The sequence below is a fragment of the Streptomyces sp. SPB074 genome (assembly GCF_000154905.1).
Lineage (GTDB): Bacteria > Actinomycetota > Actinomycetes > Streptomycetales > Streptomycetaceae > Streptomyces.
The window spans coordinates 59,244-71,807 of record NZ_GG770540.1 but is presented as its reverse complement, the minus strand read 5'-3'; the positions used below and the strand labels follow the sequence as shown (position 1 = coordinate 71,807).

Sequence of the window (12,564 nt, the reverse complement as noted above, 5' to 3'; positions counted from 1 at the left end):
CTCGTGAGCAACCGGCCGGCCGGGTCGTATTGGCACCCAGTCCCAAAAATACTCCTCTAGGCTCGGATGATGACTACCCCCCGCCCTCGCCGTGGGCGACCGCCGGCTTCGACCCGCGAGGCCCTTGAGGAGATCGCCTTCGAGTTGTTGCTCCGTGACGGCTACGAGGCGACGACACTCCAGGCCATCATGGCTGCCGGCGGCGTCGGGCGTTCGACGCTGTTCCGCTACTTCGGTTCGAAGGCCGGGATCGTGTGGGGTGAGTTCGACCGCGCTGTGGAGCGGCTGCGGGCGGCCCTGCGTGACGCCGGTGAGGTGCCCGTCATGACGGCCGTTCGGTCGGCGGTCGTCGGGTCGACGCGGCTGTCCCAGGCGGCGGCGCCGGACTCGTGGCTCGACCGGTTCCGTGTGCTCGACCGGGACCCCGCGCTCGTCGGGGAGGCTGCCGCGCACTGGCGCGTGTGGGCCGAGACGGTGAGCCGGTATGTGGCGGAGCGTGCCGGACTCGACGTCGACGCTCCGCTCTCGGCTGCGATCGGTGGCGCTGTTCAGGGGGCCTACGTCGCAGTGCTCAGGCTGTGGGCCGCTGCGGGTGAGGTGGTCGACATCGACGAGTTGGACAGTGCTCTGCGTCCGGTCACCGACGTGTTCCAGGTGGTTCTCGACGGCGTGGCGCAGGGCTGAGTGGAAGGCCGCGGACGATGAGGAGTATTTTTGGGACTGGGGTCCGAAATTCGGATGACCCGTAGGGATGAAGGAGTCCTCTCATGGGCCGTATGGACGACAAGGTCGCGATCATCACGGGAGCGGGTCGGGGGATGGGCGCCTCGCACGCCCGCCGCTTGATCAAGGAAGGGGCGAAGGTCACCCTCACGGACGTCAACGAGACGGCCATCCGTGAGCTTGCCGAGGAGCTCGGCGACAACGCGCGGTACACCGTGCAGGACGTCACGAAGTTCGACCAGTGGAAGCGTGTCGTGGCAGAGACCGAAGCCGCGTTCGGCAGCGTCACCGTGCTCGTGAACAACGCCGGCATCCTTGGGCCGATCGCCAAGACGGCGGACCTCGACGAGGAGGACTATCTCAGGGTCTGCGCCATCAATCAGCACTCGCAGTTCCTCGGCATGAAGGCGGTCATCCCGTCGATGCAGCGTGCGGGGATCGGGTCGATCGTGAACATCTCGTCGCTGGCGGGGTTGCGCGCGAACTACGGGTTCCCGAGCCTCGCCTACGTTGCGAGCAAGTTCGCGAGCCGGGGGATGACGAAGGCGGCCGCGCAGGAGTACGGGCGGGACAACATCCGCGTGAACTCCGTGCACCCGGGCTTCATCAACACGCCGATGATGGTGGAGGCGACCGACGAGGGAGGCGGTGACGCACTGGCGCAGATCTTCCTGGGCCGGCTCGCGGAAGCGGACGAGGTGTCGTCACTGGTGCTGTTCCTGGCGTCTGACGAGTCCTCCTACATCACGGGGGCAGAGCACAAGATCGACGCTGGCATGTCCGCGTCCTGACCGCGCCGCCCCACCGCGCTGGTCACAGTCGACAAGCCCAGCATCCGTAGCGCCCCTGAGCCCGGCAAGCCGGAATCCGCACAGATGAACGTCTGTAAACGACCGTTGTCGGCGGGCGGTATCGGGACTCGACAGGGTGAAGGCGAACCGGAGCATGGACGGGGGGCGGATGGCGGAACGAACACGGCCATCTTCGCGGACCTTGGAGGGTGGAGAACTCCGTGATCCGCGGGGCCGTGTTCGTCTGCTTCCGTGTCCACCTCAGGCGCACACCAACAAGCTGGGACGTGCCGGGCAAACACCGAGGCGCTGATGCGTCCCCTGGCGGACGGCGTAGCCTTCGGACCCGGACGGCCCATATCCGACCAAGGACGAATCTCCGACTCAGGACACTACTGAGGCTGAACTCGTGGTGTCGTGGGGGATGACGGCTGGCCGGTGGCTGCGGTATGACCGGAGTCACGCGGTATCCACAAGGGGGCGGGCTGACCGCCGAACGGCAGCAGTTCCGCGAAGAGTTACGGCTCCAGGCGGCCGAGCGGTTCGCCCAGGGCGAGGGCAGTACCGCGATCGCCAGAGATCTGCGGGTCAGTGTCCGTTCGGTCCAGCGATGGCGTCACGCGTGGGCCGAGGGCGGCCCGGGATCTCTGCGGTCGCAGGGTCCGGCGTCCCTGCCGAGGCTCAGCGATCGGCAGTTCGCTCAGCTTGAGGCGGAGCTGGCCAAGGGGCCGGCCGCGCACGGCTGGGAGGACCAGCGCTGGACTCTGGCCCGGGTCAAGACGGCGATCGGCCGGCGCTTCCATCTGACGTACACGATCCAGGGTGTGCGGAAGCTGTTGGTGCGCAACGGCTGGTCCTGCCAGGTCCCGGCCCGTCGCGCCATGGAACGGGACGATGACGCGGTCGCGGGGTGGGTCAAGGAGGTGTGGCCCCGCGCGGAAGGCTAGCGGCGGCCCGTGGAGCCTGGCTGGTCTTCGAGGACGAAGCCGGCTTTTCCATGACGCCGCCGCACGCCAGGACCTGATCCCAGCGCGGCCGCACCCCAGTGGTCCGAGTCCGCGGCCGCTCCCGCCGCCGGCTCTCCATAGCCGCGCTGACCTGCTACGAACCCGGCCACCGATCGAGGCTGATCTACCGGCCCCGCCGCGATGACGGCAACCGTGACGGGCGCGAAAGTTTCTCCTGGCGCGACTACCGCGACCTGCTGATCGCCGCCCACCAACAACTCGACGGCCCCTTCGTCCTCATCTGGGACAACCTCAACGTCCACAAAGCCGCAGGTCTCCGGGAGTTCGCCGAATCCCGCGACTGGCTGACCATCCACTACCTACCGCCCTACGCACCCGACCTCAACCCCGTCGAAGGCATCTGGTCACTCCTGCGACGTGGCTGGCTCTCCAACGTCGCCTTCAGCACCCCGCAACACCTCGTCCAGACCGTCCGGCGCGGCCTACGGCACATCCAGTACCGCGGCCACCTCATAGACGGCTGTCTCACCGAGACCGGCCTGACCATCCGACCCGCCTGACCAGCAACACGACATCCCGAGTTCAACCTCGGTAGTTCCTACTACGCCTGGCGCGACGAGGGCGAGGCCGTTCGCCAAGACCGCCAGGCGGCCAACGACGCGCTCGCGCACGAGATCACCTTCAGAATCTGCGAACCTGCTGCTTTCCGGGCACGACCGCAGGGACTGCCCCGAGGGCCTTCTCACCCGGCGCTGGTTGCCTGCCCGCCGGCTGTCGCCAGGCGGGCATGGCCCGGTCGCGGTGCTGCGCACCGCTATCGGCCGCTATCAGGCTCCGATGCGAAGCCACGTGTCGCCAGAGCGAAGCCATAGAAAACCGTCGCGACCCTGACCGCAGCGCGTGACCACCCGTCCGGGCACCTGAATCTTGCGCCGCTCGGTCACACCCCAGCTATCACCATCCAGCTCGGCTCGCACCACTTCGGTCGACCGCTGGTTGTGATCGCGCTTGGTCAGGACCGCGCGATGGTCGCGCACGGCGAACCCGTCCGGGTCGCGTACGGGGCTCGGCCAACTGGTCACCTCACCCGTCGACGGGGTAATCCGCGTCAAGAAAGTGCCTCCGCGCCGACTGCCGGAATACCAGACCAGCCAGACCCGGTCCCCCTCGGTGGCAGCGGTGCGTCCCTCCAAAGGCAGGTCAGGAAGACGATCTCCCGGAGCCCAGGTTGCCCTGCCATCGGCACTCCAGCCGGCAAGACCGGCTGCAGACTCCGGATGCCCTCCGTAGATGCCTTCGTCTCCGTAAGCCGTCCAGATCGATCCCCCGCGATCGGTCACTAGAGCAGGGATGTCGTCGCCGATGCAGAAGGTGGCCTCCTGGTCACCACTTTCCAGCGAGAACACCACAGCGTTCGGGCTCCATGCTCCCGACTCCTCCTTGCCCGCTCGACCGCCTGCGACGAGAAGTCGGTCCTCCAGGAGAAGAGCGATGTGGCTCGGCCTGACCGGGACGTCCTTGATCGGTCGCCGTTGAAGCGAACCGTCAGCCTGGCGAATCACGAGCACCGCATCGAATGGGACCTGCGGGCCCCAGCCCACCCAACCCTTCACGTGACGGATTCGGCGTAGGCACTGCCGATGGACGAGCAAAACAGCCAGCTCCCCCGTCGGGCCAACGGTCCACCACAGAGGGTGTCGTCCCGCCCAGAGATCCGCTACGGACGGCTTCCAGACCCTCTGCACGTCGACCGTCGACACCACATCCCCCTTCTGCTGTGACCTAACGAGTTGGTGCGTGATAGCGGGTGAGGTGTCGTGCCACGTGGATGGCATGATCCCGCTGTGGCGATCATGGTCAATCGGGCGGTGCTGGCGCATCGACTGTTCACGGGGCTCTCCCGGCGTCATCTTGCGTGCTTGGTCGAAGAGTTGGCCGAGCCGTGGCAGGCCGGGGTCGAGGGTCGCCGCCATGCTGTGCGAGGCGGGGCCCGCAAGCGGGCCGAAGGCGCCGGCGCCCGCCATCAGCTGGTGTTCGTCGACCGGTTGGTGGCCACACTCATCCACCTGCGGCACGACCTGCCGCACTCGGTGCTGGGGCTGCTGTTAAGTCTTCGTACAGCCGCAGGTCACGGCGGCTGGTGCGAATCCAGTGTCGCGGTACGCGAGGCCCTGCGACATAGTCTCTCGATGGTCGCTGAGGCGACCTACGGGGTGCTACGGGGTGGCGCTGGAGACGGTGCGGCTGCAGGGCCCTCCGAGCGGGATGGCTGCCGCCGGAACGAGGGCCGCCGGTGGTGTGGTGAGGTGTGCTGGCCCCACGGAGCTCGTGTCTGCGGAGGCCCGGGTGGTCGAAGGCGGGCTGGAGGCCGGAGCGGCCTGAGTGATTACGCCGTAATCAGCCGGTCCGCATCTCCGGGCTGAGGCGGCCGACGCAGGTCGGTCCTTCCCCCTGTGGTGGCACCCGGTCAGCTGAGGCGACTTCCCTGCTGTGAGCGGCTGGGAAATTTTGGTGAGGCCGGCAGGCGCACGATCCAGAACAGTTATTGCACACTGCGCTCGCGCCCCGAGAGCAAACAGTCGCTCCTCCATGTCGCCCACCCTTCCCTGCGAGGTCGGTACTTTGCACGCCGTCAGCAGCCACCTGCCAGGGCCCCGGACCGGCATGCGAACTACCTCCCTGGCGACGCCCGCGACCAAGCCGCATGCGTAGTGGGGCGAGGGCCCTCCGGTCTCAGCAACGAGCCGTCGTGGCTGAGACCGGAGGGCCCTCGGTGAGGCACCGTCTCATGTGGCCATGAGCTCTTGGAGCGTCTTGTAGTCCTCCGGCGTCATGTGCTCCCGCAGGATCCGGTGAACAACGTTGACGTGCCGCCATGGGATCGCTGTGACCGGGATAAGAGCTGCTGGCGCTGTGCGGGGAGTTGCGGGCTGTGGAGGGCTCGACGGCTGCGACGACTCAGACGGCTCGGATGATGAGGCGGGGGCGGGGGTGATTACGGCGTAATCATGCGCCGGCTGTTTTCTGCTCTCGGGCACGTTCGGTGAGGCGATTACGCCGTAATCATTCTCGGCCCGCTCCCCTGTGTCTGCGGCCTGACCCGCACCCTTCCGGTTCCGCACGGTGCGCTGCGTGGACTCCTTGTCCTTGAGCGCCTGGAGCGCTGCGGGCTGTTCCTCGGCCGGTTTGTTGCCGATGGCTCGGAGGTGTTCGATCTTCTCGGTGCCGACCAGGTTCTGCATCTCTTCGGAGAGTCCGAGGAGTGCGAGGCGCGTCGAGATCCATGGCTGGGAGCGGTGCAGGCGTGCGGCGAGGGCACGTTGTGAGCCGTGGAGGGCGAGGAGTCGTTGCAGGGCGCGGGCTTCGTCCAGTTCGGAGAGTTCGCGGCGGTGGATGTTGGCGACGAGGGCGGATTCGAGGATCTCTTCGCTGGTGCCGCCCTGGCCGTCGTCGACCATGACCTTCACGGTGGTGAGGCTGGCTTCGCGGGCTGCTGCGAGACGGCTGGAGCCGTCGATGACGACGTATGCCGTGTCGGGTTCGAGTTTCTCCTCGGCGGCGGGGTTCGCGGCGATGTATGCGTCGCGGTTCATGACCGTGATGGCCTGCTTCTGCCCGTGGTCCTTGAGGCTTCCGGCGAGGTCGGTGAGGTCGCCGAGGGAGGAGCGCGGGTTGTCCGGGTTCAGGCTGATCCGGTGAGGGGGCAGCTCGGTGGGGGAGGGCACGCCTTCAGTGGGTACCTGTCGTGCTTGGGCGATGGCTGCTCGGCGGGGGCTGACGGGGGCGCCGCGGCCTGCGAAGCGTCCGCCTCCGAGCTTGTCTGCTTTGGGTGTCATGCGAGCTCCCGGGCGAGGGCGCGCATGGCGACGGACTGTGTGCAGGTGGGGGAGTAGGACAGGAGCGGTTGTTGCATGCGTACGGCTTCCTTCTGCTCCTTGAGGTCGCCGACGAGGCCGACGACGCGGGGGTCCTTTATGTCGACCCAGCCCTGCAGGGAGCTGGTGGCGATGTAGCCGCGGCGGGCGTCGTAGAGGTTGACGACGATGCCGAGGTAGTCGATGACGACGTCGAGGTCGTTGCGGAGGTCGTCGATCTGGGTGGTGAGCATGTCGTAGGCGTCGGCGGAGCTGTCTTCGGCCTGGACGACGATGAGTGTGCCTGACTGTCCGGGGGCTTCGCCGTCGCGGCGGTGGCCGTAGTAGATCGCGGCGTCCATGGAGAGGCCGAGGCTGGGTGGGCAGTCGACGATGATTACGTCGTAATCACCTTCGAGGGGTGCGAGGGCTCGTTCGAGGGCTTTCTCGCTGGCGCGAACGGACGCGAGTTTGACGTCGAGGAGGAAAGCGTCGTTGCAGCCGGGCAGCATGTGGAGCCGGTCGCCGAAGTGTTCCTGGTCGACGGCGACGATCAGGTCGCGGAGTTCGCCCTTTGCCTCTCCGCCCATGTGCTTGGTGAGGCTGTCGCCGTCGAGGGGGAGGGGCTCGGCGCCGAGCTGGCGGGTGAGGTGGCATTGGGGGTCGAAGTCAATCAGGAGGACGCGCAGGCCGAGGCCGGGGAGGTTTTCTACCTCGAGCGCGTCGCTGCTGCCGTCAGTTTCCGGTGATGCGAGTTGTGCGGCGGCGAGCTGCTTGGCGACTCGTACCGGGCGCAGGATGTCAGGATCCTCGGCCAGGGCTTCTCCTGTCCCCGCCGTGATGGCGGTCTTGCCCACACCGCCCTTCTGGTTACAGACGATGATGCGGCGGGTTGTCTCTGGACGGATGACCTCGGGAGAAGGGTTCATGTCGAGCCACAGCTGCACGGCTTGTGCCAAGCCCTGAGTGAGGGTCACGTCACGGGCGGAAGCGATCGTTTTGAATGCGTCCCACTGGCCGGGGGGGAGGAAGGTGGCGAAGGAGCTGGCACCGCTGACGTCAACGGCTGCGGGGGAGGCGGCGAGGGCGGTCCAGGCGTGGATGGCTTGTTCCACGGCGATCTGAATGTCGAGGCGATGTTGTGCTGCACGGATCTTGAGCTGTTGGCGGAGACTGGCGGGAAGTTTGGAGACGACCTTTTCGCGGGCGCTGGGCTGAGTCATGAGAGAGATGTTACTAACCATCAAGAGGGAGATGGGGCATGTGGGGTTAGTTCACTCATTCGCCTGGGTGATTACGCCGTAGTCACCCAGATCCCTGGCGCCCCAGCAGCCGAGGGCCAGACTCAGGCCCTCGCCCGGCTTTCCTCAGATAAGTGCAGGGACCGGGAGATCGCCTCCTCGCCACGTCCCCCCCCCTCATGGGGGAGGCTCTCAGCTCCCAGAGCGCCCGCATTGACCAGCTGGCGCCGCCTGCGCTGGCGGCAGATGCCACAGTTGGACCGCCGCCGCCCCGCCAGCCCCGGATGGCGCGAGGTACAACGACTGAAGGCGCGCACCGACCAGGCCGGGCCCGCACGCCGTCCAGGCCATCGAGATCAAGCGAACCCGCGTGAACAAGGAGACCGGCGAGGCTCTGACGAAGACCGTCTACGCCGTCACCAGCCTCGCCCCGAATCAGGCTGACCCGGTCGGCTGACCCAACTCGTCCAGGGCGAGTGGCCCGTGAAAGCCCTGCAAAAGGTTCGAGATCCCATTCGGGCGTGGGCGCCTGAGACCGTAGCCAGGGGGTGGGGACAACGTGTGGGCAACCTCCGGACAACGTGTGCTGCCTGTAGTCATCCCCGCCTTGGGGCAACGTGTCTGACGTCACGCCGGGACCGGTAGTCCGCATGGCGGTGCCCGGCCTGCTTTCACCAGACCGTGCACCGATCTACTTGGCGCTGTTTGGCAACTTTCGTTGGCCGCCCATCGGTGCCCGTACTGCCCGCGCCACGGCACCTCCCTGGCGTTTGGCGGTGGCCTCGTTACGCCGCCCCTCCTCATCAGACGCGTACTCGGCAGCCAGGTAGGCGGCGTACGAGTCGCGAGCTGCCGCGACGGCCGCGAGCGCCGTCTCGTGGAAGGTTGCGGAGACGTAGTCGGGGTCCCAGACCAGAACCCACACCCCGTCCGCTTGGTGGATCGTCGCTACTCGCACCCGGTCCTGGTGACCGCCGGACGTCCAGAAACTCTCCATTCCACGGGGAAAGATGGGCGCAGCTTCCGTCTTGAGCCGAGCCACGCGACTGCCTCACTACTTCTCGGTGGAGCTGCGGGGCGTCGGCGGCTTGCTGCGATGGCGGTTGGCCCACATGCTGTCAGCCTGCCTCTGGAAGTGCTCGATGTGCTCCAAGTACTTGCGCATGAGCTTCACCCTCCGGGCGTCGCCGTTCGTGAGGGCCTCGTTCAGCCTCTTCATGGTGGCGTCGTGCTCGCCCGCGAGGCGTGATGACGGTGTTGCTCTGCGTTGCGACCACGAGCAACAGGGAGCAACACCGAAGCGGCTACCGCCGCCGGCCCGGCCGCCGTAGAGTGCGGCCACCGCCCGTGTCTGGGCATGCGCACAGCGGAGGTGCCAATGGCCCCAGGACGCCCCACACGGCCGGTAGCCCCCGCGGCTACCTGCTGACCCGCGCCCGGAAGATGCGCGGGTGGAGTCTGGCGGAGATGGCCACCCGCTTACGCGCCCGCAGCCGCGAGCGCGGCCACCCGATCCAGACCGGCCGCGATGGCGTGTGGTACTGGGAGCACGACCGCGAGCCGGACGACCCGACCCAACGGCTCATCGCCGATCTGCTCGGTATTCCGCCTACGGCGGTCGATGAGCGACCATGGCCAGAGTGGTTGTCCGAGGATCCCGCCCAGAGGCCAACTCCCCGGCCCTGGACGCTTCTCGGCGCCTCCCAGTCCCTCACCGAACTCACAAGGGGTGCCATGGGCGTCACGCGACGGGAACTCGTACTGATCTCCGGCGGCACCCTGACCGCCGCCCTGTTGAACTGGCTCACGGCCGATCCGGTGGCCGCCGGGCAGCTCACCACCGGCCAGCGCATCGGAGAGGCCGGAGTGGCCAAGCTGGAGGCCCGCGCCCAGGAGCTCCGGGAGCGGGACGACGAAGACGGGGGCGGTACCGTCCTCGCCGAAGCGTCGAGCGCCCTCGCACTGGTCAACGGCATCATCAACCAGCGCACCTACACCGACGCGCACGGCGCCCGCCTGTACGCCGCGGCCGCCGACCTCGCCCGCCAGCGCGCCGCCGCCCTGTTCGACACCCGGGGCGACTGCGCCGACGGCACGTTCCTGACCGCGTTGCGCGCGGCTCGCGTCGCCGGAGACGACGCCCTCGGCGCCAACGTCCTGGCGTTCTGGTGCGTCTCCGCCTACAACACCGGCCGTCTCCACGACGCCGACGACATGGCCACCGCAGCACTCGCCGCCGTCCGCGGCCGCACCGATCCCCGCGTCGAAGCGATGATGCACAGCCGGCGCGGCCGCGCCCGCGCCCACCTCGGCGACGCCCGGTGCTGGGACGATTTCGACGCCGCGGAAACTCTCCTCGCCCGCGCTGACGAGCAGCAGGACCAGGCCCCGCAGTGGGCGTACTGGTTCGACCGCGCCGAAATCCTCGGCGCCCGCGCGTCCAGCCACCGCGACATGGGCCAGCACGACCGCGCCGAGACCGAGTTCACGGCGGCCGACGAGCTGCTCGGCCCCACCACCGTCCGCACCCACGCCGTCTACCTGTGCCGGATGGCGGACGCCCAGTACGCACAGGGCGAGCTAGGGCCTGTCTTCAATTGATCTTGAGTGGTGGATCATGGTCGGATGATACGTCGTCATGAATAGTCCGATGCGGAGTGGGGGGCCTTGACCCTGGAGTTTGAACACGTCTATGCGGCTCGGGCCAGGGTAGTTGAGGTTGGGTGGACGGTGATCTCGTAGGTGATCGGGGCTCGCTGGCCGAGCCGGGAATGACGGCGTCGGGTGTTGTAGCGGGACAGCCAGTGGAAGGCGTCGAGTCGTGCCTCGCGCTCGCTTGACCAGCCCTTTCGGCCCTTCAACGTCTCCCTTTTAAAGCTGGCGTTGAACGATTCGGCGGCGGCGTTGTCCGCGCTGGACCCGACGGCGCTCATGCTCTGCAGGACACCGGCCCGGCGGCAGGCGTCCGCGAAGGCCCCGCTGGTGTACTGGGCTCCGTGATCGGTGTGCATGATCGCCCCGTTCAGACTGCCGCGGGTCCGTTCCGCGGCGGCGAGGGCGTCGATGACGAGCTCGGTGCGCATGTGGTCGGCGATCGCCCAGCCTGCCAGGCGGCGCGAGCACAGGTCGATCACTGTCGCGAGATAGCAGAACCGTCCGCCGCCGACGCTCAAGTAGGTGATGTCACCGACGTACTTGGTGTTGATCTCCTTCGCGGTGAAGTCGCGGCCGATCAGGTCCGGGGCCTTCGCGGTGGCCGGGTCGGCGATGGTGGTGCGGTGCCGGCGCCGCAGACGGACCCCTTCGAGGCCGATGGTCCGCATGATCCTGGCAACGCGCTTGTGGTTGACCGCCTGGCCGCCCTCGTCGCGGAGCTCGGCAGTGATCCTCGGGACTCCGTAGGTGCCGTCGGACTCCTTGTGGGCCTTGCGTATCCGGGCCGCGAGCCGGTCGTCAGCGGCCTGACGGGCCATGCGAGCCGGGGCGGTGCGACGCCAGTAATAGAAACTCGAGCGGGCGATCCCGAGAATGTCGCAGAGCCGCTTCACGCCGTATCGGCGCTGGTGATCCTCAACGAACTGGCAGCGGTTCACCAGCGCGTCTCCGTCGCGAAATACCGGGCCGCCTTGCGGAGGATGTCGCGTTCTTCCTCCAGCTCGCGGATCCTCTTGCGCGCGGCGGCCAGCTCCGCCTGAACCGGGTCACCGGCAGGCTGCGGTGCCGTTGCGGGGGCGGAATGGGCACCGGCGCGGCGTCCGTCGGCGGCCCGGATCCAGTTCCGCAGCGTCTCGGTGTTCACTCCGAGATCGGCGGCGACCGACTTGATCGTCGCTCCCGGACGCGACCGGTACAACGCGACCGCGTCCGCCTTGAACTCGGCGGGGTAATGCTTCATCCCCACAGGGACTCCGTTCTCCTGGACCATCAAGATCCAAGTCTCTCCGGTGTCCAAACTCCAGGGTCAGGGCCCGGGAGTTCCTCCGTCCGCTGTTGCCCGGGGCTTCTCGTGGGCGGAAGCGCTTGGACGACCGGACCGTGCTCAACGGGATCGTGTGGAAGTTCCGGACGGGCACGGCCTGGCGAGATGTGCCCGAGCGGTACGGCTCCTGGCACACCTTGCACACCCGTTTCCGCCGGTGGGCCCTGGACGGCACCTTCGAACGGATGCTCCAGGCCGCACAGGCCCGCTCGGACGCGGCAGGAGAGGTCGGCTGGCTGGTGTCGGTCGACTCCACCGTCGTACGCGCCCACCAGCATGCGGCCGGGGCCCGAAAAGGGGGCACCGCGACCGGGCACTCGGACGCTCCCGAGGTGGGCTGACCAGCAAGATCCACCTGGTCTGCGACGCCTTCGGACGCCCGCTCGCCTTTGTCCTCACGAGTGGCAACACCAACGACTGCACCCAGTTCGCCGCCGTGATGGAAGCGATCAGGGTGCCGCGCGTCGGCCCGGGCCGCCCCCGGACGAGGCCCGCGCACGTGCTGGGCGACAAGGGCTACAGCTCCCGCGCGATACGCGCCTGGCTGCGACACCGAGGCATCAGCCACACCATCCCCGAGCGTGCCGACCAGATACGCAACCGGCTCCGGCGCGGCAGCCGGGGCGGCCGCCCGCCGATCTTCGACAAGCAGCTCTACAAGCAGCGCAACGTGGTCGAACGGTGCTTCAACCGCTTGAAGCAGTGGCGCGGCATCGCAACCCGCTACGACAAGACCGCCGAGTCCTATCACGCAGCCGTCACCCTCGCCTCGCTCCTGATGTGGGCGTGACATTTGAAGACACCGCCTAGAGCGCGCGTGCGCCACCGCCGGCACCGCGCTGGACCTCACCGAAACGATCAGCTCGCACCGCACCACCGCGCCCCTGCTCTCCCTCGCGGAACGTCTCGGCCAGCACCGCACCACGCCAGCCGCCCGCGACTTCATCGACCGCGCACACAGCGTGCTTGCCGCCTGAGAAGGGGACTGTAAAACGTTCGGTGTAACTC

At 67.9% G+C, this 12,564-nt stretch carries 10 protein-coding genes and 2 pseudogenes; 6 read left to right on the top strand and 6 right to left on the bottom strand.

The annotated features are described in order from the left end of the window. The first annotated feature begins 69 nt into the window (after positions 1–69). From SSBG_RS29605 to SSBG_RS36305, 3 genes and pseudogenes are all read left to right on the top strand, one after another. Entirely contained in the window at positions 70–684 is a 615-nt protein-coding gene (locus SSBG_RS29605) for a TetR family transcriptional regulator (protein WP_234010800.1), read from the top strand. A 92-nt stretch (positions 685–776) separates the two neighbouring features. After that, positions 777–1,514, top strand: a complete 738-nt coding sequence (locus tag SSBG_RS29600) for an SDR family NAD(P)-dependent oxidoreductase (RefSeq protein ID WP_234010799.1) — start codon at positions 777–779, stop codon at positions 1,512–1,514. 449 nt (positions 1,515–1,963) lie between these two features. After that, positions 1,964–3,042: pseudogene (locus SSBG_RS36305) on the top strand (IS630 family transposase). Between the two features lie 267 nt (positions 3,043–3,309). On the opposite strand, the gene SSBG_RS35290 reads toward SSBG_RS36305, so the two are convergent. After that, complete coding sequence (locus SSBG_RS35290) at positions 3,310–3,891, bottom strand: hypothetical protein (protein ID WP_234010798.1); 582 nt, start codon at positions 3,889–3,891, stop codon at positions 3,310–3,312. A 444-nt stretch (positions 3,892–4,335) separates the two neighbouring features. Between SSBG_RS35290 and SSBG_RS35285 the strand changes: the two are divergent. Further along, positions 4,336–4,587, top strand: a pseudogene (locus tag SSBG_RS35285) (IS5/IS1182 family transposase); the annotation flags it as partial. Positions 4,588–5,268: 681 nt separating this feature from the next. On the opposite strand, the gene SSBG_RS29580 reads toward SSBG_RS35285, so the two are convergent. From SSBG_RS29580 to SSBG_RS33490, 4 genes are all read right to left on the bottom strand, one after another. Beyond that, entirely contained in the window at positions 5,269–6,207 is a 939-nt protein-coding gene (locus SSBG_RS29580; RefSeq protein ID WP_199781485.1) for a ParB/RepB/Spo0J family partition protein, read from the bottom strand. Between the two features lie 107 nt (positions 6,208–6,314). After that, a complete protein-coding gene (locus tag SSBG_RS29575; protein ID WP_037872327.1) occupies positions 6,315–7,559 on the bottom strand; it encodes a ParA family protein in 1,245 nt (414 codons plus the stop codon). A gap of 709 nt (positions 7,560–8,268) precedes the next feature. After that, a complete protein-coding gene (locus SSBG_RS29570) occupies positions 8,269–8,574 on the bottom strand; it encodes a hypothetical protein (protein ID WP_008749680.1) in 306 nt (101 codons plus the stop codon). A 57-nt stretch (positions 8,575–8,631) separates the two neighbouring features. Next, positions 8,632–8,796: a hypothetical protein gene (locus tag SSBG_RS33490; RefSeq protein WP_158677851.1), complete on the bottom strand. Its 165-nt coding sequence runs from the start codon at positions 8,794–8,796 to the stop codon at positions 8,632–8,634. Positions 8,797–9,311: 515 nt separating this feature from the next. Here SSBG_RS33490 and SSBG_RS32980 point away from each other — a divergent pair. Next, positions 9,312–10,178 (top strand): transcriptional regulator, encoded by an 867-nt coding sequence (locus SSBG_RS32980; RefSeq protein ID WP_106429467.1) that lies wholly within the window; start codon positions 9,312–9,314, stop codon positions 10,176–10,178. A gap of 89 nt (positions 10,179–10,267) precedes the next feature. On the opposite strand, the gene SSBG_RS29560 is transcribed toward SSBG_RS32980, so the two are convergent. Continuing rightward, a protein-coding gene (locus tag SSBG_RS29560; RefSeq protein ID WP_086023026.1) for an IS3 family transposase occupies positions 10,268–11,478 on the bottom strand; the annotation gives its coding sequence in 2 pieces (ribosomal slippage) (positions 10,268–11,187 and positions 11,187–11,478; 1,212 coding nt in all). An 86-nt stretch (positions 11,479–11,564) separates the two neighbouring features. Between SSBG_RS29560 and SSBG_RS31960 the strand changes: the two genes are divergently transcribed. After that, positions 11,565–12,346 (top strand): IS5 family transposase gene (locus SSBG_RS31960; RefSeq protein WP_420790348.1). Its coding sequence is split into 2 segments (ribosomal slippage): positions 11,565–11,846 and positions 11,849–12,346, totalling 780 coding nucleotides; the frame shifts between segments, so codons are not numbered across the junction. The last annotated feature ends 218 nt before the right edge of the window (positions 12,347–12,564 follow it).